30 protein-coding genes are annotated in these 24,960 nt (G+C 40.6%); 24 read left to right on the top strand and 6 right to left on the bottom strand.

Features of this window, described 5'->3' with window-relative positions; all coding sequences use genetic code 11:
• Window positions 1-48 precede the first annotated feature (48 nt).
• The 3 genes from J7E38_RS18685 to J7E38_RS18675 all read left to right on the top strand — a co-directional run bounded on the left by J7E38_RS18685 (window position 49) and on the right by J7E38_RS18675 (window position 2,561).
• Window positions 49-990 carry an ABC transporter ATP-binding protein gene (locus J7E38_RS18685; RefSeq protein WP_214708738.1) on the top strand — a complete coding sequence of 314 codons (942 nt, stop codon included), beginning with the start codon at window positions 49-51 and terminating at the stop codon, window positions 988-990.
• On the top strand, window positions 987-1,931 hold the full coding sequence (locus tag J7E38_RS18680) for an ABC transporter permease (protein ID WP_214708736.1): 945 nt from the start codon (window positions 987-989) through the stop codon (window positions 1,929-1,931). The genes J7E38_RS18685 and J7E38_RS18680 overlap by 4 nt, the downstream gene beginning before the upstream one ends.
• A 69-nt stretch (window positions 1,932-2,000) precedes the next feature.
• Window positions 2,001-2,561 carry a GNAT family N-acetyltransferase gene (locus tag J7E38_RS18675; RefSeq protein ID WP_214708734.1) on the top strand — a complete coding sequence of 187 codons (561 nt, stop codon included), beginning with the start codon at window positions 2,001-2,003 and terminating at the stop codon, window positions 2,559-2,561.
• Window positions 2,562-2,618: 57 nt separating this feature from the next.
• Here J7E38_RS18675 and J7E38_RS18670 read toward each other — a convergent pair whose 3' ends face one another.
• Both J7E38_RS18670 and J7E38_RS18665 read right to left on the bottom strand, forming a co-directional pair.
• The gene (locus J7E38_RS18670) at window positions 2,619-4,727 is read right to left on the bottom strand and encodes a transglycosylase domain-containing protein (RefSeq protein WP_214708732.1); all 2,109 of its coding nucleotides are present in this window, start codon (window positions 4,725-4,727) and stop codon (window positions 2,619-2,621) included.
• Window positions 4,728-5,815: 1,088 nt separating this feature from the next.
• Window positions 5,816-6,214: a hypothetical protein gene (locus J7E38_RS18665; protein WP_214708730.1), complete on the bottom strand. Its 399-nt coding sequence runs from the start codon at window positions 6,212-6,214 to the stop codon at window positions 5,816-5,818.
• A 458-nt stretch (window positions 6,215-6,672) separates the two neighbouring features.
• Here J7E38_RS18665 and J7E38_RS18660 point away from each other — a divergent pair, with 458 nt between their 5' ends.
• The 3 genes from J7E38_RS18660 to J7E38_RS18650 all read left to right on the top strand — a co-directional run bounded on the left by J7E38_RS18660 (window position 6,673) and on the right by J7E38_RS18650 (window position 9,046).
• Window positions 6,673-7,611, top strand: a complete 939-nt coding sequence (locus J7E38_RS18660) for a magnesium transporter CorA family protein (protein WP_214708728.1) — start codon at window positions 6,673-6,675, stop codon at window positions 7,609-7,611.
• 138 nt (window positions 7,612-7,749) lie between these two features.
• On the top strand, window positions 7,750-8,880 hold the full coding sequence (spoIIP, locus tag J7E38_RS18655; RefSeq protein WP_214708726.1) for a stage II sporulation protein P: 1,131 nt from the start codon (window positions 7,750-7,752) through the stop codon (window positions 8,878-8,880).
• Entirely contained in the window at window positions 8,873-9,046 is a 174-nt protein-coding gene (locus J7E38_RS18650; RefSeq protein ID WP_214708724.1) for a hypothetical protein, read from the top strand. The genes spoIIP and J7E38_RS18650 overlap by 8 nt, the downstream gene beginning before the upstream one ends.
• 60 nt (window positions 9,047-9,106) lie before the next feature.
• Here the strand turns inward: J7E38_RS18650 and corA are convergent, their stop codons facing one another.
• Window positions 9,107-10,057, bottom strand: a complete 951-nt coding sequence (gene corA / locus J7E38_RS18645) for a magnesium/cobalt transporter CorA (RefSeq protein WP_214708722.1) — start codon at window positions 10,055-10,057, stop codon at window positions 9,107-9,109.
• Between the two features lie 97 nt (window positions 10,058-10,154).
• Window positions 10,155-10,667, bottom strand: a complete 513-nt coding sequence (locus J7E38_RS18640; RefSeq protein ID WP_214708720.1) for a CBO0543 family protein — start codon at window positions 10,665-10,667, stop codon at window positions 10,155-10,157.
• A gap of 88 nt (window positions 10,668-10,755) precedes the next feature.
• On the opposite strand from J7E38_RS18640, the gene J7E38_RS18635 reads away from it, so the two are divergent.
• The 8 genes from J7E38_RS18635 to J7E38_RS18600 all read left to right on the top strand — a co-directional run bounded on the left by J7E38_RS18635 (window position 10,756) and on the right by J7E38_RS18600 (window position 16,602).
• Entirely contained in the window at window positions 10,756-11,139 is a 384-nt protein-coding gene (locus J7E38_RS18635; protein WP_214708718.1) for a VOC family protein, read from the top strand.
• A 93-nt stretch (window positions 11,140-11,232) separates the two neighbouring features.
• Window positions 11,233-11,964: a ZIP family metal transporter gene (locus J7E38_RS18630; protein ID WP_214708716.1), complete on the top strand. Its 732-nt coding sequence runs from the start codon at window positions 11,233-11,235 to the stop codon at window positions 11,962-11,964.
• 122 nt (window positions 11,965-12,086) lie between these two features.
• Window positions 12,087-12,320, top strand: a complete 234-nt coding sequence (locus J7E38_RS18625; RefSeq protein ID WP_214708713.1) for a hypothetical protein — start codon at window positions 12,087-12,089, stop codon at window positions 12,318-12,320.
• Window positions 12,321-12,493: 173 nt separating this feature from the next.
• Complete coding sequence (locus tag J7E38_RS18620) at window positions 12,494-13,747, top strand: MFS transporter (RefSeq protein WP_214708711.1); 1,254 nt, start codon at window positions 12,494-12,496, stop codon at window positions 13,745-13,747.
• A gap of 108 nt (window positions 13,748-13,855) precedes the next feature.
• On the top strand, window positions 13,856-14,416 hold the full coding sequence (locus tag J7E38_RS18615) for a glycerol-3-phosphate acyltransferase (protein WP_214708709.1): 561 nt from the start codon (window positions 13,856-13,858) through the stop codon (window positions 14,414-14,416).
• 105 nt (window positions 14,417-14,521) lie between these two features.
• Entirely contained in the window at window positions 14,522-14,710 is a 189-nt protein-coding gene (locus J7E38_RS18610) for a hypothetical protein (protein ID WP_214708707.1), read from the top strand.
• Between the two features lie 116 nt (window positions 14,711-14,826).
• Entirely contained in the window at window positions 14,827-15,825 is a 999-nt protein-coding gene (locus tag J7E38_RS18605) for an NAD(P)H-dependent flavin oxidoreductase (RefSeq protein WP_214708705.1), read from the top strand.
• A 207-nt stretch (window positions 15,826-16,032) separates the two neighbouring features.
• Window positions 16,033-16,602, top strand: a complete 570-nt coding sequence (locus J7E38_RS18600; protein WP_214708702.1) for an MEDS domain-containing protein — start codon at window positions 16,033-16,035, stop codon at window positions 16,600-16,602.
• Window positions 16,603-16,653: 51 nt separating this feature from the next.
• Here the strand turns inward: J7E38_RS18600 and J7E38_RS18595 are convergent, their stop codons facing one another.
• On the bottom strand, window positions 16,654-17,628 hold the full coding sequence (locus J7E38_RS18595) for a LacI family DNA-binding transcriptional regulator (RefSeq protein WP_214708701.1): 975 nt from the start codon (window positions 17,626-17,628) through the stop codon (window positions 16,654-16,656).
• An 87-nt stretch (window positions 17,629-17,715) separates the two neighbouring features.
• Here J7E38_RS18595 and J7E38_RS24190 point away from each other — a divergent pair, with 87 nt between their 5' ends.
• The 7 genes from J7E38_RS24190 to J7E38_RS18565 all read left to right on the top strand — a co-directional run bounded on the left by J7E38_RS24190 (window position 17,716) and on the right by J7E38_RS18565 (window position 22,023).
• A complete protein-coding gene (locus tag J7E38_RS24190; protein WP_285291757.1) occupies window positions 17,716-17,841 on the top strand; it encodes a hypothetical protein in 126 nt (41 codons plus the stop codon).
• 220 nt (window positions 17,842-18,061) lie between these two features.
• On the top strand, window positions 18,062-18,502 hold the full coding sequence (locus tag J7E38_RS18590) for a hypothetical protein (RefSeq protein ID WP_214708699.1): 441 nt from the start codon (window positions 18,062-18,064) through the stop codon (window positions 18,500-18,502).
• 15 nt (window positions 18,503-18,517) lie between these two features.
• Entirely contained in the window at window positions 18,518-18,916 is a 399-nt protein-coding gene (locus J7E38_RS18585; protein WP_214708697.1) for a DUF350 domain-containing protein, read from the top strand.
• A 15-nt stretch (window positions 18,917-18,931) separates the two neighbouring features.
• A complete protein-coding gene (locus J7E38_RS18580) occupies window positions 18,932-19,396 on the top strand; it encodes a hypothetical protein (protein ID WP_214708695.1) in 465 nt (154 codons plus the stop codon).
• A gap of 10 nt (window positions 19,397-19,406) precedes the next feature.
• Window positions 19,407-20,639 carry a glutathionylspermidine synthase family protein gene (locus tag J7E38_RS18575; RefSeq protein WP_214708693.1) on the top strand — a complete coding sequence of 411 codons (1,233 nt, stop codon included), beginning with the start codon at window positions 19,407-19,409 and terminating at the stop codon, window positions 20,637-20,639.
• A 16-nt stretch (window positions 20,640-20,655) separates the two neighbouring features.
• The gene (locus tag J7E38_RS18570; protein ID WP_214708691.1) at window positions 20,656-21,684 is read left to right on the top strand and encodes an ion channel; all 1,029 of its coding nucleotides are present in this window, start codon (window positions 20,656-20,658) and stop codon (window positions 21,682-21,684) included.
• A 138-nt stretch (window positions 21,685-21,822) separates the two neighbouring features.
• The gene (locus J7E38_RS18565) at window positions 21,823-22,023 is read left to right on the top strand and encodes a cold-shock protein (RefSeq protein ID WP_144480592.1); all 201 of its coding nucleotides are present in this window, start codon (window positions 21,823-21,825) and stop codon (window positions 22,021-22,023) included.
• An 85-nt stretch (window positions 22,024-22,108) separates the two neighbouring features.
• Here J7E38_RS18565 and J7E38_RS18560 read toward each other — a convergent pair whose 3' ends face one another.
• Window positions 22,109-22,630, bottom strand: coding sequence for a MerR family transcriptional regulator (locus tag J7E38_RS18560; RefSeq protein ID WP_214708689.1), 522 nt, complete (start codon window positions 22,628-22,630; stop codon window positions 22,109-22,111).
• A gap of 242 nt (window positions 22,631-22,872) precedes the next feature.
• Between J7E38_RS18560 and J7E38_RS18555 the strand changes: the two genes are divergently transcribed.
• From J7E38_RS18555 to J7E38_RS18545, 3 genes are read left to right on the top strand one after another with little or no spacing between them, the layout of a single operon-like run.
• Window positions 22,873-23,463 (top strand): YdcF family protein, encoded by a 591-nt coding sequence (locus J7E38_RS18555; RefSeq protein ID WP_214708687.1) that lies wholly within the window; start codon window positions 22,873-22,875, stop codon window positions 23,461-23,463.
• Between the two features lie 29 nt (window positions 23,464-23,492).
• Window positions 23,493-24,197, top strand: a complete 705-nt coding sequence (locus J7E38_RS18550; RefSeq protein ID WP_214708685.1) for a hypothetical protein — start codon at window positions 23,493-23,495, stop codon at window positions 24,195-24,197.
• A 1-nt stretch (window position 24,198) separates the two neighbouring features.
• On the top strand, window positions 24,199-24,948 hold the full coding sequence (locus tag J7E38_RS18545) for a hypothetical protein (protein WP_214708683.1): 750 nt from the start codon (window positions 24,199-24,201) through the stop codon (window positions 24,946-24,948).
• Window positions 24,949-24,960: the final 12 nt, after the last annotated feature.

Genomic DNA, 24,960 nt, shown 5'->3' with positions numbered 1-24,960 from the left:
ATTAATCATAGGATAGAAGTATTTTTTTTGATGAAGAGAGGAGATTCTATGTCGCATTTTGCATTAGAAGTGAAGTCGCTGACCAAGACGATTGGTAAAAAAACAATCGTGGATGACGTCAGCTTTCAAGTAGAAAAAGGCGAGATATTTGGACTTCTTGGCCCAAATGGCGCAGGGAAGACAACAATCATCCGTATGATTGTCAGCCTGATCAACCGCACGGGTGGGACAGTGCTTGTGAATGGGCACGACCTGGACAATTCATTTACGGCAGCAATGAACGAACTGGGGGCCATCGTAGAAAACCCTGAGTTTTACAAATACCTGAGTGGTTTTAAAAACCTCAGGCATTATGCCCGTATGGCTTTGGGGGAGGTAAGTGAAGAGCGAATCAATGAAGTCACCGGACTCGTAGGACTGGAGAACGCAATACATGATAAAGTTCGTACCTATTCTTTAGGGATGCGTCAACGGCTTGGAGTGGCACAAGCCATTCTGCATAAGCCGTCCATCTTGATTTTGGATGAACCGACTAATGGACTGGATCCCCAGGGAATCAGGGAATTCCGTGATTATTTGCGGTTACTTACCAGCCAGGGAACATCCGTATTAGTATCATCTCATTTATTGTCTGAAATGCAGTTGATGTGTGACCGATTCGCAATTATTGAACAAGGCAAGCTCATACATATCTCATCCATGCATGAGAATGAAATATCAGAGACAGAGAAGACAAGAACGGTTGTTGTGGAAATATCAGACCCTGTCATAGCAGCCAGGCTGCTGGCAGAGCATATGCCAGACATTAAAGTGACTTCAAGAGATGGATCGCGACTGACATTATCATTGAGAAAACAACAAATACCTGGCCTTAACAAACTTTTAGTTGAAAACAATATTGATGTTTTTGAAATATTGAATGTGAAAGCCACGTTGGAAGATCGCTTCCTGGAAATCACAAATAAAGATAGAAAGGAGCAATTGACATGATTGGTTTGATCCAAAATGAATTAATGAAGATATTCGGGAAAATGGCAAGCTGGATTTATATGGTCATTATGGTTTTGGCTATATTGATTGCTGGAATTATCTATATGAAATTCAGTGCTGATCCAAATCCAAATTGGCGTCAGGATACAGAGGCGGAAATCGCCATGCTTGAAAACCAGTTGGCTTCTGCCTCTGATGATGAAAAAGCGTTGATCCAAAGCCAAATTGATCAAACGCAGGAGTTTTTGGATGAGAACATCAATCCAAATGCCAAGACTAACTGGCACTTCATGAATGATGTCGTTGTCGGCGTCAGCTCGCTTGTCACGTTGTTCGTAGTTGTAGTAGGGAGTGCCAATGTAGCAGCAGAATTCTCTGATGGAACGATAAAGCAGTTATTGATCCGCCCGCATCAGAGATGGAGGATCCTGCTGTCAAAGTACATAGCCGTCATCATTTATGCATTGCTGTTGGTCATTACGTTGATTGTTTCAGGTTATATTATTGGATTGGTTCTATTCGGAAACGGTGATTTTAATATGAAAATCTTTGAAATCACATTAGAGGGAAGGAAGGTAGCAATTGTCGGTGAACAATTCCTATTGAAAATGCTTTACTTCATTCCGAGCCTGCTCATGATCATGACGATCGCCTTCATGCTTTCTACGTTATTTAAAAGTCAGGCTCTTGCAGTAGGTATCGGTATTTTTGTCCTTTTCTTTTCATCGACACTTGGTGGCATAATCCTCATGCTTGCTGACAAGTATACTTGGGCGAAGTTTTTAATTTTCCCTCATCTGGATTTAACAGTCTATGCTCTTCAGGAAAGGATCCTGGAGGATATAACACTGCCAGTATCACTGTCGATACTAGCTGTATATTACGCAATATTTATGATGTTAACCTTTTTCTTTTTCCAAAAGAGGGATATCAGCATATAGGGAGAATAATTAGAGAGCGGCTTTGGCTGCTCTTTTTATATGGGGGAATTAGAGAAAGGAGAGGTAGGTATGGTGAATCCTATTTTGTTGGAATTTCCAGGTGAATTTGAAACAAACAGACTTTTGATCAGGATGCCGCTTCCCGGAGATGGTGCGGTTACATGTGAATCAATCAACGCTTCTTTAAAAGAACTTCAACCCTGGATGCCATTTGCCCAAAAGGAACAAACAGTTGAAGAAACAGAAGTGGTGATCAGGCAGGGTCACCTGAATTTTTTAAATCGCACAGACCTCAGGCTGCTGGTATTCAAGAAGGATACTGGGGAATTTGTAGCCTCATCTGGTTTACATAGGATTAACTGGGACGTTCCCAAATTCGAAATAGGTTATTGGATCGACACACGTTTTAGTGGGAAAGGGTATATGACAGAGGCGGTACAGGGAATAACAGACTTTGCGGATAAGGAGCTTAAAGCTCGCAGGGTTGAAATCAGATGTGACTCATTGAATCGTAAGAGCAGGGCAATTCCCGAAAGATTAGGATTTTCCCTCGATGCTATATTGAAAAACGAATCTGTTTCTGTTGATGGTGATCTGCGGGATACTTGTATTTATTCTAAGACTTTTTAAAGATTAGGGAACAGAATAAAAAATGAGAGCAGCTCGTCAAAGCCGCTCTCTCATTTTTTACTGACCTTTCCATTCGCGTAATTTGTCGATGACTTTATCGCCGACTTTACCGGCATCCTCCTGCATCTGATCAAAAACCTTTTTCCACTTCGGTGCTTCCTCTTTTAACTTTTCTTCAACCTTACCAGCACGAGCTTTTAATTCTTCTTCTAATTTATCCGCTTTTTCCTTGATTGCCTTTTCGGTTTGTTCATAGTCTCCAGAGTTGCTTTCATTGATTGATTTGACTGCGAATTCCTCTTGCTCCACATGGGGCAAGGTTTCTTCCATAATGGCCCTGAATAAAGGAACGACATCTTTTGAACTGCTGCTGGATAAATAATGCTTGCGGTCTGTCTGATCATATCCGAGCCAGACAGCTCCGACGATATTCGGTGTATATCCAACAAACCATTGGTCCTTTGTCCCATTGATGTCTGCAAAAGGGAGCTGCGTTGAACCTGTTTTTCCGGCTAGATCGACTCCTTCCATATACGTTCCTTTGCCGGTACCTGATTCCACAACATTCAATAGCATGGAGGTCATTTTATTGGCCACTGACTTAGAGGTTACACGAGTGGTGGTGCCATCATGCTCAGCGATTACTTTGCCTGTTGGACCGACGATTTTCGTAATCAGGTGCCCATCTTGCCGTTTTCCGCCATTCGGAAATGCAGAGTAGGCTTCCGCCATCTTAAGCGGTGAAACTCCGTTATGCATGCCACCTAAAGCCAGCGCAAGATTCTGATCTTCTTTCTCGACCTTGATGCCAAACCTCCTGACAGCATCGATTCCTTTGTTCAAGCCAATTTCATTTAATAGCCAGACAGCAGGGAGGTTTATTGAATTTTCAATTGCCTCATACATTGGCACTTCTCCCTTGTAGGTATCTGAGAAGTTTTTGGGACTGTAATTTTTAAAGCTCATCTTTTTGTCAACCAGCATAGAATCATACTCATAACCTTCTTCTAGTGCGGGTGTGTAAACAGCCAGAGGTTTCATGGTCGAGCCTGGTTGGGCCTTCAAATGTGTCGCGCGGTTGAATCCGCGGAAGACCTTTTCGCCGCGGCCGCCGACCAGGGATCGGACTCCGCCACTTTTAGGATCGAGCAGCACGGATCCGCTTTGTACCAGTACATCTCTGGTACGGTCAGGGAACAGGTAATCCTGCCGGTATACCTTTTCAAGGCCAGATTGGATATTTTGGTCAAGTTCCGTGTAAATCCGGTAGCCTCTTGTCATGATTTCATCCTGTGTCAGGCCGTATTTGCTCGTAGCTTCATCCAATACAGCATCGACATAGGAAGGATATTTACGATCTGCAAGTGAACCGCCGCCGTCTTCTAATCGTATCTCCTCGGACTTTGCTTTCTTAAACTCCGAATCAGTGATCATCCCTAATTCGTTCATTTTCGCGAGAACCACATTCCGGCGCTTAATGGCAGCTTCGTAATTATTATAGGGATCAAGAGCGGAAGGAGCTTTAAGCAAGCCGGCGAGCAATGCCGCTTCACTGATCGTCACATCTTGAATATCCTTGGCAAAATACTTCTTGCTGGCATTATTGATCCCGAATGCACCACTGCCAAAATAAACCTGGTTCAGGTACATTTCAATAATTTCATCTTTTTCATAGACTTTTTCAAGTTCTACGGCCAGAAAAAGTTCTTCCACTTTACGTTTATAAGTCCGTTCAGAAGAAAGCAGGGCATTTTTCGTCAGCTGCTGGGTCAGCGTACTGCCGCCTCCAGTAATTTGTCCTGCAAACAGGTTTCCAAAGAACGCACGAGCAATCCCCTTGATATCAAAACCATTATGTTCGTAAAATCGCTCATCTTCAATGGCGACTACCGCATTAGGCACATGCTCTGGCATATCTTCAATCGGCACCCCGCCAGTACGGTTTGTCGCAAGTTTGCTGGCTTCCTCTCCATTTTGGTCATAGATTGTGGTAGCCTGGCTTAAACCATCCTTTAACGTTTGGACATTGGCCCGGCTGGCAATAAAAGCAAACCAAAGGATAGACAGCAATACAAAAATCAATAAGATCAATAACAAAATTTGTGTCAGGTGGCGTCTCTTCCAGAATCGGACAATAGCCTCCCATAATCGTTGCAACAATTGCATATAATATCTCCTTTTTCAAAATGAAGCTTTATAAATTCAGGTAGCGTTTTGACAGCTATGGGTTCCATTGCTGGGAAGCTGTCAAAATAAAGGTGTTTTCTTGACAGCTATGGGTTCCATTGCTGGGAAGCTGTCAAAATAAAGGTGTTTTCTTGACAGCTATGGGTTCCATTGCTGGGAAGCTGTCAAAATAAAGGTGTTTTCTTGACAGCTTTGGGTACCTTTGCTGGGAACCTGTCAAAATAAAGATGTTTTCTTGACAGCTTTGGATTCCTTTGGTGGGAACCTGTCAAAATAAAGGTGTTTTCTTGACAGCTTTAGACTCCTTTGGTGGGAACCTGTCAAAATACCGAAGTTATCTTGACAGCTTTAGGTTCCTTTGGTGGGAACCTGTCAAAATACCGAAGTTTTCTTGACAGCTATAGGTTCCTTTGGTGGGAACCTGTCAAAATACCGGTGTATTTTTGACAGCTTTGGGCTCCATTGCTTGGAACCTGTCAAAATACCGGTGTTTTCTTGACAGCTTTAGGTTCCTTTGGTGAGAACCTGTCAAAATAAAGGTGTTTTCTTGACAGCTTTGTGTTCCTTTGCCGGGAACCTGTCAAAATACCGGTGTTTTTTTGACAGCTTTGTGCTCCTTTGCTGGAAACCTGTCAAATAAACGATGTTTTCTTGACAGCTTTGGCTTCTCATCCATAAAAGCTGTAAAATAAAGGTGTTTTCTTGACAGCTTTAGTTACTTTTACTTGAAAGCTGTCAAAATAAAAATTAGGCCATCAACCTAATTTATCTTTCATTATATCTATTTTTGCAGTTGCGGAAAAGCTGGAGCTATTTGTGCCTGTACTGTTAGTATGACAATAAATGAAAAATACTTGTATTAAGCGGTAATTATATGACTTATTAATGAATGGAACATATATTAGAGGATGATCAGCGCAAATTTCACTTTTTTTCTTCACAAATACCCTAGAAGAGGAGAATATCACTGGGAACAAATTCAAAAAAGAGGGGAAAAATATAACCCCAAAAGGGCAATCTACCATAAAAAAAGGCGAACCTCTAAAGGTCCGCCTTTTACATTGATCTTACCAGCCTGCTGGAAGCATAGCTACAGGTGTAAGGTAAACTTTATAAGTATACCCACCATCTTTTGTACCTGTAGGCCATAATCCGGTAGCCATGTAGATTACTTTGATGGTATTGTCCTGCGAGAATTCAGTTACATAGACAATTCTGTCTGCCATGAAGCCGATCTGTTGTTCAGTCCATAGGATTCTGTCAGCCATCATACCGATTGAGTCGACTGTATATAAAACGCCATCCAAAGTTTGGGAATAAGAATCTGCACCCTGTTGGCCGACAGTAACCAATACATCCGCAGCGGTTGTGGCAGCTTCAGCTTTTTGCTGTGCGGCACCACCCATTGCTATCATGGAAAAAACAAGTGTAAATGCTATAACTGTTTTTGCAATCATATTCTTCATTAATTTTCCTCCTAATTTACATACCATATGGGGTATTTGTAATATCTTTAATATATACCCATATAGGTATATTGTCAATATCCTAATTGAATTTTTGTGGTTACTTTCTATTTCATTAAGGCTGTTCCCGCAGTGATTGCTGTTTATCGTGCTATTTAAAGTAGCTAATTGACAAGATGCCGATTACTTGAATTGTCATTATGGGTGTAAAAGCAACAAAGCTTACGAATAGACCCTTAATTGAAAAATACCATTGTACTTTAACGCAGTCAGGAGTAATATGTAAGAGGTGAAAAAAGAGAGGAGTTGGTATCTTTGGGTTATTCAATAGAACCTGATCCCGATAGGCGCGGGGAAGTCGATAATCTAGTAGATTTGATACAATTGAAAGCTGGAAGACTATCAACTCTGATAAACGGTAATTGACTTCCTCATTTAAAAACGAGGAGGTGGCGGAAATGTTAGAAATCTACAAAAGCAATGAAGATAGACGTTTAACACTTGTTGAAGAAATCTCAAAAGGCTGCTGGATCAATATGGTTCATCCATCTGAGGATGAAATTACGAGAGTAGCCGGTGAAACGGGGATAGCGGTTGACTTTATCAGGGACGCCCTTGATGACGAAGAACGCCCCCGGATTGATAAGGAAGATGGCAATGTATATATTATTGTCGACTATCCATATATTACCCATGATGAATCGGGGTTTCCAATTTATGAAACAATCCCTGTAGGAATTATCCAGACCTCCAGCTGTATCATTACTGTTTCTTTAAAAGAAACACCAGTACTGGAGGAATTTCGCACTAACCGGGTAAAGGAATTCTATACATTCAAAAAAACAAGATTTGCTCTGCAGATCCTTTACGTAATTTCAATATATTATTTGCGGTATTTGAAACAAATTAATAAAAAGACGAATGAAATAGAGCGGGAGTTGCACCAATCCATGAAAAACAAGGAATTATATGCCTTCCTTGCTCTTGAAAAGAGTCTTGTATACTTCACTACTTCATTGAAATCCAACAAGGTAGTGCTCGCAAAAATCATGCGCTTTAATTACTTGAAAATGTATGAAGAAGACAAGGATTTACTCGAGGATGTCATCATCGAAAATACGCAAGCGATTGAAATGGCTGAGACATACAGCTCCATTTTAAGCGGTATGATGGATGCTTTTGCTTCTATTATTTCAAATAATCTTAATATGGTGATGAAGTTTTTAACCTCCATCACCATCATCCTGTCGTTCCCAACAATGGTGGCAAGCTTTTATGGGATGAACGTCGATTTGCCTTTCCAGCACAATCCACATGCGTTCTTCCTGGCTATCAGCATGGCCGTCCTCCTGGCGGGAGTCACAGCCTTCATTTTCTGGAAAAAAAGATATTTTTAGAGTAAGAGGAAAGTGCATGAAGATAAAGCGGATTTTAAAACGCCTGGACATATGTCCAGGCGTTTTTTAGTCTAAAATCTTGTTTTTTACATATTCATGGATTAAAAGAATTCGTATCACATGCAAAAGGGTGATTGAATGACTGATATATTTGTTAAAATATACAGAAAAGTTTTGATGGTTTTCCTTATTCTGATCAGCACAACGGGTTTGTTTTTGGTCGCAGGTCTTTTATCTTCTTCGAATATCAGCTTTTTTAAGTTCAAAGTAAACGGTGATATCGGTGCTGAGGTTTTCCTGCGTATTATCGGTTATGAGAATCCGCTTATAGGACATGCTTTAACGGGTGCAAATACAGATTACCCGATTTTTTCCACAGGATTCAAATTGCTTACAAACATTGAGATGAATGATATCAGGAGCTTGATTAGAAGTGAGATGCCAGGTTTCATGTCCTTTGATTCAAATTTCATCATCGCAGAAGAAGGTGTGGATTTTACGGATATACCGATTGAATCTGCTCCGCCTATTGATGTGCTTTTGCAGGAAAGGAATATGGCAGCGAATGAGCTGAAGGAGCTCAATAGTGGAAAGGTGTATTCAGGGTCTTCACCATCAGAAAAATCTGTTTTCATTTATCATACACATAGTTGGGAATCTTACTTGCCGTTGCTCGGCATGGAGGGTGCGGAGAATGAAAACGAAGCTGTAGATGGCAAGACCAACATCACCATTGTGGGTGAACTGCTCGGACAGGAATTGGAAAAGCGCGGTGTGGGAGCCAGCGTGGATAAGACCAATATTGGCCAGGAGTTGGATAAAAAGGGATGGCAGAGTTTTAAGTCTTATGAGATTTCACGTTCATTGGTCCAAAAGGCGATGGCGGGTAATCAAAAACTGAATTATTTCATAGACCTGCACCGAGATTCAGTCAGAAAGGATTCAACCACAACGGTCATAAATAATCAACCATATGCGAGGATTGTCTTTGTCATTGGTGAGGAAAACAAAAACTTCCAAAAAAACCTCAAGTTTGCGAACGAGCTTCATAAAATCCTGAATAAGCAATACCCAGGCATAAGCAAGGGGGTTCTTCCCAAAAAAGGTATTGGCGTTGATGGGATTTACAATCAGGATTTGAATGCCAATTCTCTAGTCGTGGAAGTTGGCGGTGTCGATAATAATATGAAAGAATTGAAAAATACAGTGGAAGCACTAGCAGAGGCCATCAGCCAAATTTATTGGAAGGCGGAAGAGGTGAATGGCTGATCATCGGGAGAAGTACCTTTGGCTGGTATTGACGGTTGTCTTTTCTCTTTTTTCTTTTCATTTTTTTTCTTATGAGACCACTATTGCCTGTTTCCTGTCCGGCCTTCTTGTGAGCAGTAAATGCCTTGTGGATGATTTTATCCGCTTTCATGAAGATGATGAATAGCAAAACGAAAAAAACCATTGAGATTAGGTCTTCAATGGTTTTTTGTCCTGATATGGCACTTTATTTAAACCAGCCTTTTTTTCTAAACCAGAGAAACATGCTTATTCCAATGATGAACATGGCGAATAAAGCTCCAAAGTAACCATATTCCCATGAGAGTTCCGGCATTTTCCCAAAATTCATTCCGTAGATTCCGGCAATGAAAGTAAGAGGCATGAAAATGGTTGTGATTACAGTGAGTACTTTCATCACCCGGTTCGTTTCATGAGCGTTCATCGATAAATAGCTATCACGAATATCTGTGGTCAACTCTCGGCTTGCTTCAACCTTTTCAGCCAATCTCAATAAATGGTCATGGATGTCCGCAAAATATTCCTTTTGCTCAAGAACACCAGAGAGACGATGAGAATTGATCATCCTGTATGCCAGATCCCTCATAGGGGTGATGGTATGACGGAGTGAAAGGAGTTCATGCCTTGTGTCGAATAGGTCCTCGAGCAATTCTTCCATTGAACGGTCTGCTGAATTTTCGTCTATTTCGTTCAATAAATCCTCAATTCGATAGACATGCGGAAAATAATTATCAACTATTTTATCCAAAACATGATAGAGAACAATCGAAGGGTTCCACTCTCCAGGTGTCTTGGACAACTCTAATCTCTTCCATACATCCTCCACTTCACGTGTATTGTCACTATGGAAGGTGATGATATAGTTCGTTCCCAGGAACAGGTCAACTTCTTCCTTTTGCATAGATTCTGAATTCAATGCCTGAAACACAAAAAAATGATAATCATCATAATAGTCCAACTTGGGTCTTTGCAAGGTATGGATACAATCTTCAATCGATAAAGGATGGAATTTAAGCGGCTCCCTTAAAAATTCAATTTCCTCATCTGTTGGTTCATTGAAATCAATCCAATACCATAAGTCATCGTTTGAAATTAATGTCTCTATGGTTTGGCCAGTTCGGATCTGACCAGTATGACTAATTGAAATTGTACGTATCATTAGAATCTCCCTGAATGAAAGTTTCGTCTTTAATCACTTTTCATTATTATAGTAACAAAGGCGAACAGGAAGCAAAGCTAAAGGCCGGAAAACTTACCTATTTTAAATCCTGGAATGATGGATGGTGGAAATATAACAGAAGGATAATGATTGGAATCGCGAGCAATAAGCCTGCTAAAGAGCGTTTATAGTGAACCCCAAGCACCGTGAACATAATGCCGTTGAACATTGCTGAACGCATGATTCCCCATCCATTTTGATAGATAAATAAGTCCATTTTTTGAAAAAAATACTCGATGACAGTAAACAGCACAACCCATCCTGTCCAATAAAGAAGTTTCTTTTTGAAAAATGCAGGAATATGGTCAAGGTAGATCATGATAATAATTGGCATGATGATTAAACTGAAAACCAGATCAATAACCGTGTGATTCAGCCACGGAGCCCTCGGATTGTATGCCCACAAGGTATGGTTAAAGAAAATAAAGTTATACATTAAATTGCATATTATATAAAATTGTATTGTTGGATAAAAATCCCGCCAACGTTTCCAATCAACGACAAAATATCCTAGTATTAAAAATACAGCGACGGTTATAACCAGATACATAACATGACGTCCTTTATAATTTTATGATATTGTTTCCAATTATAAGGTTCCCGATACAGAAGGTGGTATAGAAAGGGAGAGAAATCAGATGCTGCATCATATTGAAATCAATGTAACTGACCTTAATAAGACAATTGCGTTTTGGGACTGGTTTTTAAGCGAATTACGTTACGAGCTTTATCAAAAATGGGATCGGGGAATCAGCTGGAAATACCAGTCGACGTATCTGGTCTTTGTGCAAACAGATGATCAGTATATAAAAAAAGGATATCATCGCGCCAAAGTCGGTCTGAACCATCTTGCTTTTCATGCAAGTTCAAGGGAACAAGTAGATTGGATGACCGAGAAACTCAAAGAAAAAAATATCCGTATTCTGTATCAAGATAGGCATCCTTTTGCCGGAGGGAACGGACATTATGCGGTCTTTTTTGAAGATCCCGATCGAATAAAAGTAGAATTGGTTGCTCCATGAAACTACATATAATAATTTTTTCCAAGTGTAATTTCCCTATTTTAAGGGAAATAGTATTTTACTTTTGTAAAATAGGAGGCATTGGAAAAAATTATGGCAGAAGCTTTTTTGGGCATTGTCATCTCTGCGATGGCAACAGGTTTAGGAGCAATACCAGTTTTATTCTTAAATAATGTCTCTTCCAGATTGAAGTCCCTTCTTCTTGGATACGCATCAGGCATCATGATGGCAGCGACAACATTCAGTTTGATACCGGAGTCTTTAAAAGCATCCAATATCTGGGTGTTAAGCATTGGTATGCTACTGGGTACATTTGTTTTGAATTTCATCAATTCAAAAACGGAAGATCTCGATACAAGTGACTTTAAACTTTTATCAGGTGTTGATCGTAAAACATTAGTAATAGTAACAGCGATCACGCTTCATAACTTGCCCGAAGGTTTATCTGTCGGTGTCAGCTATGGATCCGGAGAGGATAATCTCGGTGCCATCATAGCGTTTGCAATTGGTCTGCAGAATGCACCCGAGGGATTCCTTGTTGGGATTTATTTAATACACCAGAATATGTCCAAGCTGAAGTCACTTTTGATTGCTACCTTTACAGGTGCTGTTGAAATTGTAACAGCGTTAATCGGGTATTTTCTTGCAGCGGATGTAGACGGACTGGTACCATACGGTTTAAGTTTTGCGGCTGGGGCGATGCTTTTTGTTATCTACAAAGAGTTGATCCCAGAAAGCCAGGAGGACCACCATGTGAAGTTTCCAACATATTCTTTTATCCTCGGCTTGATTTCGATGCTATATCTAACCATTAAATTTAGTTGAATCAGGAGTGAAGTTTTTCGCCAGGCTTAATAAGGGGATCCAAGTAATAAATAAAGTGAATTGAAGTAGGAATTCATTGTTTGGTATGCTAACAGTATCCATAGTAAGGAGGGATTTTTGAAATGGGAGAATGCAAACTTGACCATAGCAAGGAAGATGTCCAAAAAAAATACGAGTCACAGAAGGAGTTCCTGCCACAGGATATCCAGAATTCATTCAGCAATTTTCTGGAGGAAGAACATACTCAGGATATCCTGAATGAGGTATTCCATCTGCTGAAAAAGTATGACCTTGCGACCGAAGAGGAAAGAAATGAGCGGAATAACAGATTGAATTTGATTTTGAAAAACGTTTAATCGAAAAGGAGCATTTAGCTCCTTTTTTTGTGCCTTAGGGAAGAAATTCACAGAATAATCTTTGTTTATATAATGGATGAAATTCTTATTGCCAGTAAAAAACAGAAGGAGTAAAATTAGGTGGAAATTTCGATATACAAAATAATTTGAATCATTTGAAAGAGGAAGAAGATATGCAAAGTCCTTCTGAACAGGCAATGCGGAATGAGAAAAATAGTATCTTAAATGGTGTGGCCTCGACGATTGTAACAAGCATGAGCAATAATTATTTTGCCCTTTTCGCGATTGGTGTCCTTGGTGCGACGAATTATCAAGTAGGTTTAATCAGTTCCTTGCCGCAAATCATTGGGATGTTCGCCATGATTCTCGGCACCGCAATTATGAGCCGGCTTCAGGAAAAGAAGAGGTTCACCGGGTTATCAATTTTATTTACACGCTTCTTTTTGCTTGCGATGTTCCTTGTCATTTACCTGCCTCAGGAGTACAGGGCCTGGACGTTTGTTATTTTAATCGGCCTTATGAATCTTCCCGGCTCATTCGCTATGCTCAGCTGGCAGTCGTTTATTGGAGATCTTATTTCTGATAGCAGGCGGAGCGGTTTTTTCAGTGAGAGGAACAGGATACTGACAATCGCTGGCATGTTCACGACATTGGCAATTGGTATTGGGCTGCAGTGGTTTGATAAAGCCAATCCTTTGCCATATCAGATCCTGTTTATTCTGGCATTCTTCTTTGGGATCGTGGAAGTTTTTTATTTAAATAAACATATAGAACCGAAAAAAGAATTTAAAAAAGAACTGAAAAGAGTAAATTTCGGCTGGGACGCCTATAAACATAAACCATTCATTTATTTTCTGGTGTGCGGCTTATTCTTCAACTTTGCCTGGCAGCTGGCTTGGCCGTTGTTCAATATTTATAATATTAAAATTGCCCACATGACAGGGTTTTGGATCAGCATCATCACAGTGGCAAATCAGGTTGGACAAATCATCAGTTTCAAATGGTGGGGAAGGATGGCCGATAAGCACAGCAATGCCAAAATGCTGGCAATTACAGCCGTTGGCATGGCGACCGCACCTTTTTTAACGATCCTTTCGACAAATATGTACTATTTGACATTTGTGAATTTCACTTCAGGCCTGTTTGTTTCTGGAACTGTGCTTTTACTATTCAATCAACTTCTTGAAGTTACATTGGAGGAAAACCGGAGCAGCTTTATTGCACAATATAATATCAATTTAGCTATAATCGGTTTTGTCGCTCCGCAAGTTGGAGTGTTTTTGCTGCAGTTCAGTTCAATCAATACGGCTATGAATCTTGCTGCCGGTATGCGTCTAGTCAGCGGTGCTGTTTTTCTAGTATTCTACTATTATATGAGGAAGAAGCAATACTTCAGACGCACTATAGTTTCTGTTCAGAAATCCTAGTAAGGAGCCGGTCACAGGCTCCTTTTTCTAATGGATGATCATTTGAAGGAATTTATGTTTTTTTACCGAATAAGCTTTAATAATCATTTAAGACAGGTTGTGTCTATATTGGCTATAATTATTTTTTATGTATGTTCATACTTATTGGGAAGCTTGATGGCCGGTTTCCTTGTAGTAAAGCTGCTGGGAAAAAAAGATATAAGAGATGAGGGCAGCGGAAATGTAGGAGCACGCAATGCAGGACGGGTAAATGGGAAGATTTCATTCATTCTAACATTTCTTGGTGATGCCCTTAAAGGTGCGATTGTGATTATCGCAGGCCATTACTTTGGATTTTCATCTGAATTAGTTCTTGGAGGGTTGGGATTTGCAATCTTAGGTCATGTAAAACCCATTACTTTGAAATTTAAAGGCGGGATGGGTATCTCCACATTCATCGGCGGGATGCTCGCTTTTGAACCGTTTACTGCACTTGTCATCATCACAGGCTTCCTGTTACTTTATCCTTTTTTGAAGAGTTTTACGTTTGCCGGACTTGGTTCCTTTCTATTGATTCCGTTTAGCTTTTATTTTCTGGGAACCGACCCTGCAGTTATTGTGGTCACCGGATTTCTCGTATTGGCAATCATTTATATCCACCGTGAAGATATCATGGAGAGATTAAGATAAGGAAGGAAATGTTTTTTTGTCTGTGGTAATATCCAATGTTTATCTAATGCACATGTTGAGGTAAAGAATTGAATAGGATAATATATCCGTTCGAAAGGAGCCTGAATGATGTGGACGTGGGGATGGTACTTGATTCTGCCAATCGTATTGTTGCTGTTAATAGAAGAGATCAGTCAGTTCATTTGGCGGCGTTATTTAAAAAATACGGAAGAAGATCATGAATCAAGGTTTATTCGAATCCGAAATAGTATGAAAGGCACATTGAAAAAGTATCGAAAGGATCCTTCACATTAAGGTGGCGGATTCTTTTTTTAATATAATAAGGTACTACTCTTTATTGAATTATTCAGTGTATTAAATTATGATATAGATATTCAGAAAATTTTGACATGCAAAGAAAGGATGATAATATGAGTAAAGTGGTTCCTGAAAGCTGGTGGGATCAATTGACAGTACCAGCTATAGCAGCACCGATGTTCCTGGTTTCCGGGCCTGACCTTGTGAGCGCATGCTGTAAAAACGGAGTGATTGGGTCGTTTCCAGCCCCTAATGCCAGGCCAATCGAGGTACTTGATGAGTGGATGGGCAAGCTGAATGAAGAGTTAGCAGATGCGAGAACTCTTGAGCCCGAACGGAAAATCGCACCATGGGCAATGAATATGGTCGTGCATAGTACATACAGCCGTCTTGATGAAGAGCTGGCATTATTAAAAAAGCATAAGCCGCAGCTCGTCATCACTTCTCTGGGAAGCCCAAGGAAAGTAGTTGAAATTGTCCACGAATATGGCGGATTGGTGTTTTCTGATGTAAGTGATGTGAAGTTTGCCAGGAAGGCAGCAGAAACCGGAGTAGATGGCCTTATTCTGGTTGCTAATGGAGCTGGAGGGCATGCTGGAGAATTGAACAGCTTTGCTTTTGTCGATTCTGTCAGGACCTTCTGGGATGGAATCATTGTGCTGGCTGGATCTATTACTACCGGAAAATCGATTCTTGCTGCCCAGGCCGCAGGAGCAGATCTTGCCTATATGGGAACAAGATTCATTGTTGCTGAGGAAAGTATGGCAAATGAAGAATACAGGAAGATGGTCGTTGACGCAACACAGGAAGACCTTATCCTTACTGATGCTTTTTCAGGTGTAAAAGCGAACATGCTAAAGCCAAGCATCGTGAAAGCCGGACTGGATCCAGAAACACTTAAGAAAAAGGACAGTGTCAATTTTGATTCCATGCAGAGGGAGACCAATGCAAAAGCGTGGAAAGACATTTGGTCAGCGGGCCAGGGGGTTGGGGCCATCAGTAAAATTCAGCCTGCATCTGAGATTATTAAACAATTAGAAGCTGAATATCATGAGGCCTTATCTGTTCTTAACGGAAAAGCGGACAGATTGGCTGCCAATGCCGTAAAATAAACACCAATTCTCCACCTGTTTTTTATTTTTGTTAAATAGTAAATGTTCCTGATTATGGCGGTTGCTTGATTGGGAAAATGGGTCTGTCATTAAAATGAAAACCAAGATTAATCGATTATTGGAAGGAAGTATGATAAGATAAGGGTTATATTTGAATATCTGAATTCATTGTTTGTTTCCCTTGAATTCCGGAGGAGACTGATAACAATGCACAATAAAATCCAGAACCTGATTTCGTCTGTTGAAGAATCTGGTGCCCATATCTTTTATTCATTCAAGGATGACCAAAAATATATTAGCAATCTTTTAGTCTATATAAATGCTGCGATTGGACTTGGGAACCATGTCATGATTATTGAAAATGACCGGTTTATGCCAGAAATCCAAAATAGGATCAAAACCGAGTTTGATGAGACGCAGCAAGAAATGATCCATACCCTTAATAATTACGATTTCTATTGCTATCGAGGCAACTTCAATAAAGAAACGATTTTAAGTTATCTTGAAAATATGATTGAACCTTTCCTCGAAAAAAATATTCCAATCCAGACTTGGGCCCATGTAGAATGGAGAGATCAGGAAGAAATCTTCCAGAATCTTGGCGAATATGAAAGAGAAGCTGATATTATGCTTAAGGAAACAAAGCTGATTACAATCTGTGCCTATGATTTCGAGAGGGTTCCAGCCTCACTGGAAAAAACACTTATGGATTGCCATGATTACCATATGACCGATGACTGCATAAACCTGATCGAACATAAAAGCAGCATAAACTAATACATCACCTGCCTAATATAGGCAGGTTTTTCTTTTGACTGGTAGTTTCCCTCAAACAGAATCCCTTTCGATTAATTGAAAGGGCAGGGTGATCTTATTCGCAAATTCTTTTTCCGCTGAGCGCTTGATCAAGGCTTTTAAGGCGGTGGTACCTAATTGTTTGGTGGGTATGCTTATTGTCGTGATGTCCAGGATTTCTGATACAGGATGATTGTCAAAGCTGATTATGCCCAGATCTCCGGGAATATCAAGTCCAAGTTTATGTGCCGCTGTCATCATGCCTGCTGCGACCTGGTCATTACCAACAATGAAGGCAGACGGCCTTACCTCCATTTTCAAATATTGATCAATCACTTCTTTACCATCTTCTATCATTAAACATTGACCAAGGATCCACTCTGAACGCACATCCTCGCCAATCATCTTCATCTTCTTTACATATGCATTTTTTCGTTTCCGGCTATTGGTCCCTTCAAGCCTTCCCAGGCATATCGCAATTTTTTGATGACCTTTTGTGATTAAGTAGTCAAGCCCGAGATTGAACGCGTCAACATGTTTTATCGATATTGAAGGAAACTCATCTTGATCAGAGTCTTCACATAACACAATTGGACCCGCACCCTTATAGTTCATTAAAGTTCCAAATGGAATTGCCCGTGATGCGAAAATGACTCCATCAATAAGCTGGCCCCTTAATTGTTCTAATGCTTCGAACTCTTTTTCTTCATGATAGCCTGTCTGGAATATGACCAGCTGGATATTATGGTGCATCGCCTCCTCAGCAATACCTTCGAGCAGCTCAGAAAAATATGGGTGGTTAATGGTTGGCAGTACGACTCCAACCATATTCGTCCTGCCGCGCGATAAGTGGACAGCATTAATATTAGGGCTGTAATCCAGCTTCTTCATCGTTTCCAACACTGCATCCCGTTTCTCCGTACTTACATATGGATGGTTATTCAACACCCGGGACACGGTTGAAACAGAGACTCCAGCCAGTCGGGCAATTTCTCGTATATTAGCCATTTGAAAAACCTCACAAAAATATTCTTGACCTGAAACGCGTTCCATAATTTATGGTATAAGCAAATAGAATTTAAGGGAGCTGTCATTATGGTTACAGGAATAGTTACGTTAGCAGGATTATGCCTATTAGAAATTATTTTAGCAAAAATTGCATTGGGAAAGTCAGAAATAGAGGATTTTAATTTTGAGGAGTTCTTTAATGGGGAATCTTAATTGCAGAGGACTTTAGGTTTCGAGATCCCTGAAGATGCCTTAGCAGGAAGAAAATCGGTCAATGGCGACAGATCTACGTTTATCAAGTACGGTATAGATGAGATCTGTAATAAGCATCGATTTACAGAAAAGAAATGTTAGAATGAAAGATGGCACAAAATTATGAAACCTTTTTACCTAGGTTGCCGTAAATACATCTGTTGAATAGGAGGTGAAAAATATGAATAAAACAAAAAAGGTCATGGCTGGGATTTCAGCAACTGCTCTTTTAATGGGGGCTACGGCATGTAATAATCCACAAGCACTTCCAGACAGAGATTGGGATGAGGGCTCATCTGCAGGTGATGGAGAGGATTGGAGTGCCGCACAGGATCAGGATATTCCGCCTGTGCCAGAAGGAACAGATTGCAGTGACTGGGAATGGGATGCTGAAGATGGAGTTTGGGAATGTAACGATAACAATTCACCGTACTTTGGCCATTTCTTTTTTGCTGGTATGTTCTTTGCCAATCGATCGATGCTTTATAAGAGCAATGATTATATGAAATATAAGAACAGCTCATCATTTAAGGGAGCCAGGCTGGACAGCAATTATAAAAACAGGACGCCAAAGGGCAGCTCAGGATTCGGAAGCGGGTCAAGAAGCACTACTGGCGGCTAAGGGAGAGAAGGAATAATGAATTTATATATGAATTTTGCCTCATATTTAGGACTTGGATTGCTTTTGCTGACCGCAGGGGTAGGATTATTCGTGCTGGCTACTCCTAAAATCAAGGAATTCGAACTGATTGGCAAAAGAAACGTTACAGCTGCTCTTTCGCTTGGCGGGAAAATGTTGGGACTCGCGATTGTCCTTGGGGCTGCGGCGGAATATTCAATTTCCCTCCTGGATATGGCAATTTGGGGCTCTATTGGGATTTTCACTCAAATCCTGGTGTTTTTTATCGCCGAGGTTGTAACAATCAGGTACAGCCTTCAAAAAGCGATTGAGGAAGATAATCGTTCCGTTGGTGTCATTCTTTTTTCACTTTCCCTCGCTGTTGGCTGGATTGTAGCCAAGAGTCTATCGTATTAAGGGAGATCAGCAGCCATGAAAAAACTGACTTATTTTATCCATGATGGAAAAGGCGGCTATGAAGCTTTATATGAATATACGTCTGCGGCTGTTGGCATTGATGAATTTTATGCCCGGCAGTTATGCACGTATTTCGTGATCAAAGGAAACCAATATGAATTAGTGTCCAATGAAATGAATGGAGAAGAAGAAATCCTAGTCCTTGAGGACCGTGGAAGGAACAATTCATTCATTGACGAGAAAAATTATAGGGGATTGGGCATTCACGTCGAATTTCGCAGGTACCGTGAAAGTGAGAATTACAAATTGCTCTCCGCTGTCCCTTGCCAAACCCATCTCGATGTCATCCGCTATCTTTTAAAGGATGTCACGGATGTCCCGGAAGTTGGCCAAATGGTGGTTACTTCGACTGAAATTGATGAGGACCGCGGAGTTTATGTTCTGTATGTGAAAGATTTGCATGAAAACGACATGGAATAGGAGGCATTCCATGGAAGACCATCGAATAAGACGAAGGAATTTCTATAGAGGGATCAGGAATTTCTGGCCTGATTTATATGGAGAAGAGTATGCTTTATATGATGTAGCCGCCATTCCCCAGAAGGAAGCGGATGAAATCAGGCTATGTACTTCAAGGATTGGAAAAGTATTTTTCAAAATTTGTGACCTGCTGAGAAAGGTGGATAAAAATACCTTACTCGACTTAGGGTTTCCAGGAGAAACCGTAGATTTTATCCGGCTAAAAACCTTGAATCCTGAAAGTGTCATTGCAAGACTTGATCTCATAAAAACGGATGATACATACAAATGCATTGAAATTAACGCAGATACTCCTACTTTTATTAAAGAGTTGTTCCACGTCAACGGGCTTGTTGCACAGGATTTTGGCTATGGGAATCCAAATGAATCAAAAGAAGAGCAGTTAGCATTAGCTGTAAGGAAAGCCATTAAGGCATCTGCCAATTGGCTTGCAGAAATCGAACCATACGTAATTTTTACAGCACATGAAGACAATATCGAGGACAAGAATACTGTTCTTTATTTACAAGAGTTATACGGATTGCCTTCAAGGTTTATTTCACTGGATAAATTAAGAATCCAGCCGGGAGAGGGCCTTTTTGACGAAGATGGACGAAAAATCGACATTCTCTACAGGCAAACTTTCCCGATTGAGAGCCTGGTCCTGGATGAAGACCAGTCAGGGAATAGAATCGGGCTCTGGTTGATGGATCTTATAAAAACAAAGAAATTGGCTGTGATCAACCCTCCATCTGCGTTCCTATTGCAAAACAAAGCAGTACAGGCGGTAATTTGGGGGATGCATGAAAATAAAGATCCTTTCTTCACCAAAGAAGAGCATCAGTGGATACAGCAATATTTTCTGCCGACGTATTTGGAAGAGGACCATTTTCTCGAACAAGAAATGCCTTATGTGAAAAAACCGATTTTCGGGAGGGAAGGCGACACAGTCCAGATTTTCGATTGTGCCGGTCAATTGGTCCTTGAAGAGCAACAGAGAAATTACGATCAAGTACCATCAATTTTTCAGCAGTACATCAAATTGCCTTCCGCCAAGTACCTTTCTGAAAAAGGGATACAAGACGGGCATATACTGACCGGGAGCTTTCTTGTCTATGGGGAAGCATCCGCATTTGGTTACAGAGTTGGCGGCAAGATCACTAACAACCTATCTTGCTTTTTACCGGCAGGCTTGACCGTCTAGGATAGGAGGTACAAACATGTGGATTTTACAAAGATTATTCACAAAGATGATGAGAATCAGTCTGTGGAAAATCACACTGATTGTTTTGACAGTAATCCTGTTGAGCAGTCTGATTATTAAAACGCTGGAACCTGAAACCTTTCCGAGATATCTGGATGCTGTCTGGTGGACAATGACAACAGTCGTCACAGTTGGTTATGGAGATTACTCTCCAAGCAGTGACATCGGAAGGATTTTCACAATGATACTGCTCTATACTGTTGGAATCGGAGCAATGGGGATTATCATTGGCAAAATTTTTGACAGCCTGGCACTGTATAAGAAGATGAAGGAGGAAGGGAAATTGGCATACAAAGGAAAGGACCACTATATTCTGATAGGTTCATCCAAAGATAAGCTGATAAATGTTGTTGAAGAAATCCTGAACTCCAATAAGAATTGTGATATCGTAATTGTCGACCATAGCAATGAGTCACCAGTACAGCATGAACGAGTCCATTTTGTCAGTGGCAACCCTGCTGAGGAAGAGGTGCTGATGCAGGCTAATATCCTGGAGTCAAAGTCAGTGGCAGTATTTACAGATGATCGTATCGAGCTGCCAGAATATGCTGATGGGAAAACTTTGCTTATTGCTTCAAGGGTGGAACATATATCCAAACAGTCTGGAAAAAATATATACACAATTGCCGAGATTATGAAGGAAAAGCATATTGCACTGTTCGAACATGCAAACGTCGATGAATTCATATTAGCGAATGAATCAGTATCCAAACTGATGGCTCAGGCAGCAATCTTTCCTGGCTCAAGCAAGCTATTCAAACAATTGCTCAGCAACATGGAAGGTGAAAACTTGTATGAGGTCGAAAAGAAACCGCATTGGGGCACATACAAGCAGGCAGCGATGGAGCTGTTCGATTTAGGGGCGACGCTCATTTCAGACGGCCATGCACTTGATGTTGCCAGAAAGCATAATGAACCTATTCCAGACGGAGCAAAGATGTTTGTCATCTGTGATGAAGACACTTTTAAGAAAATCAGCAGTTGAAAATGAATAGAAATCCGTTGTTGGTTTATCGTCCTTCCTCAAAAAAATTCGTTTTTAGGGTTTAAAATAAACATAAATGGATATAATAATCACGCAAGGTTAAATTGCAATTTTTTTAATCGCTAGGAGGCAACAATAGTGGAACGTGGCAAGGTAAAATGGTTTAACAGTGAAAAAGGCTTTGGATTCATTGAGCGTGAAGGTGGAGACGATGTGTTCGTACACTTCTCAGCAATCCAGGGTGAAGGCTACAAATCTTTAGATGAAGGACAAGAAGTATCGTTTGATGTTGAACAGGGCCAGCGTGGTCCGCAGGCAACAAACGTACAGAAGCTCTAACTAAGGATATCCAGAACAGACTCAATTATTTGGGTCTGTTTTTTTGTGTATACAAAAAAAAAAACACATCCTTGATGTGCGGTGCTTAAAATCCAAAAAAGGAACTGATGAAGTTTTTCTTTTTAAATTTCCTTAGAGTTGAAATTGACGTTGATAATTCTGTCTTTGCCTCCGCTGCTTCATTTTCCCTTTCAGCGGCAGATTCCTGCATGCTGACTATAAGATTCTTAAGAAGGGCTATCTCACTCTGTAGCTCATCTATTTCCCTTCTATGCTGGAGAATCTGATAGGCAACCACCTCATCAGCCTTTCTTTCAAGCCTTTGATCAAATTCATCCATCCGCCTCACCAACGGTCCAAGAGCCACCTCAGTTGCCCCGCCCTTTATGGTTGCTTTTCTAGGCTGTCTCCCCTTAATCTTCAAATCCTGAAGCAGAACACCATTATTAAGCTGGTCTTTGATATCCCTCAAGATTTCGATGCTCTCATCTGAAAATTGATAATGACCTAGCTCGGTACGTTCCATTTGAAGGTTCGCCTGTTTCACCCAACGCTGAATCGTACTTGGCGACACCGCAAGCAACTTTGCTACTGCACTAGTGTTCATGTTCATCCCTCCCATAAAAAAATTTCGCCATTACAATAGACGATTCCTTTGTGCCTGACAAAACTAGTTGTCTTTCGTCAAAGATAGTGAATAAGCAACAGAATGTGATTGATGCTTCATTTTAAGGACTCTAAATCTGTTCGTAATAGTCAGATTTTTGTCAATATTTTTGTGGAATACCATACAATTACCAAAAAAGGATGGTAATATGGAAGTAATCATTAGAAAGACAGGTAAATAAGATGAAGATAAAGGTAAAAAAGGTTCTCCAAAAGTGGTTCTCTGCTGGGCTTGTTCTTTTCCTTTTATACTGCGGCACCCTCCATTACCAAATCATCCAACATGCAAATAAAGATGTACCAGAAAATGCAGATTACTTGATCATTCTAGGTGCCAGGGTGAAAGGGACAACACCATCACTGGCACTTCAATTCAGGATAGATTGTGCGGCGGACTATTTAAAGGCAAATCCAAACACAATCGCCATAGCGTCAGGTGGCAAAGGTCCAGGTGAGGATATATCCGAAGCAGAATCGATTAAACGGGAATTGATCGAATTCGGGATTGAAGAATCTAGAATACTTCTCGAAGATCAATCGACAGATACATATGAAAATATAAGTTTCTCGAAAAAGTTAATACCGAAAAATGCTGCGACAGGACTGGTAGTTACGAACGATTTTCATATTTACCGCGCCAGCATGATTGCAGAAAAAGAGGGGCTGGAGTTGAACGGACTGCCAGCTGATACCCCCGTACAAGCAGTAGTAAAATCGTATGCAAGGGAATATTTTGCCTTGACAAAGTATTTTCTGGTCAACGCATTCAATTGAAAAGATTTAAAGGGATTTGAGGTGTATAGATGAACGCTACAGCTTTAGTTATGAATCTTGTATCCTGGGTGCTAATTCTATTTATCGCTCTCAGGATTTACCGAAAACAGGAGATTAAACCAAGATTATGGAAAATGGCGGTGGTTATTTTCATAGGTTTATTTTCATTTTCTATTAATCTGCCGTATATGAATCAGCCGATTAAAGTAGCTGTCCTTCCACTTGGTGCCTGGATTTTGTACGCTCTTTATCATAAAAGAAACGAAGGTACTGGCTGGGACAGATACCGGAAATATGCGTGTTTAGGATTCCTGGCTAATTATATCTTCCTTTTGTCAGCATTATTGAGTCCACTGATTCAATCGAGCATTTATCCAAAAGGCGAGTTAACAACGTACATATCAGACACTAGTGGAGCACACATCCTGAAAACTCATCCTTCTGGAATCGATAAAGTCCTCGATGCAGAGTCGTTGAGATCTGAAATCTCAAATATGGAATTGAGGCAAATTTCAAGCGATGCCTGGTATTATGATTCAGTGCAGAATGTTGAACACCTGGCTCAGGCAGATGAACGATTTCCTTATCAAATGACCGGGGTAAAACCAAGAATGGGCAGTGGGTTTCACCCGGTCATCTTTGTGGAAGAAGATGGGAAGGGAATTTTAATTTCAACAGTGCAGGAACAATTTTATTTTCGCTCTCAAAAACCTTTTTTAAAGGAGGGAGAGTAGGGTGGTAAATAAGAGAAGAAGGCTATTCCTTGCGAGTGCCGCACTGTTACTCCTGTTGATTCTGGTTGGCTACTGGTTCTATTTCGCACCCCCAGGCGGATTTCCTGGTAAACAACAGGCAATAAAAGAAATGATGAAGGAATATCCTGAGGCAGACATAGAGTTGATTCAAGATATCATTTTTATTGATTCTGAGCATGTACTTGCCCCTTTTATCACTAAAGATGATGGGTATGGATTGAGTTATTGGGAGTGGAGAAAACACAGGTGGGAATTTGCCCGTATTGACTCAGGGGCAACTCCTCAATTATGGAAAACAAACCCTAAAGATCCGGGGAGTTACTATATCACCTGGAATTTTCATCCGGATAATCAGCTTGCAAACCTGAACTTTTATTTAAAGAAGGACGGAAACTTCAGCATTTCCGATGGAAAGCACCACTACTTTCCAAAGGTACAAATGGAATTAAAAATAGACGTAGGCGAGAAGTCCAGTTATGGGTTCACTAAAATCCCGGATGAATGGAATGAATTTATCACCGGAGAAAATCAATTGACTGCTTCCAGTATGCCGAATACAATTTTTTCTGACTTTTTTCCGCCCGCACAATTCTATATTGGCTGGAGCTTTATGAACAAAGATGGAAGCGGTGAGTATCCTCCTTTTCCTGGGAACTCACATGGTTTTGAGAGTGGAGACAACCATATTGAACATATCAGGTACTTGAATAAGGAGGAAATTTATCAATAATTTTCCGGATCC

Source organism: Bacillus sp. ISL-35, from assembly GCF_018613355.1.
Lineage (GTDB): Bacteria > Bacillota > Bacilli > Bacillales > Cytobacillaceae > Mesobacillus.
The sequence above is the reverse complement of the archived record's forward strand: the minus strand, read 5'-3'. Positions and strand labels throughout refer to the sequence as shown.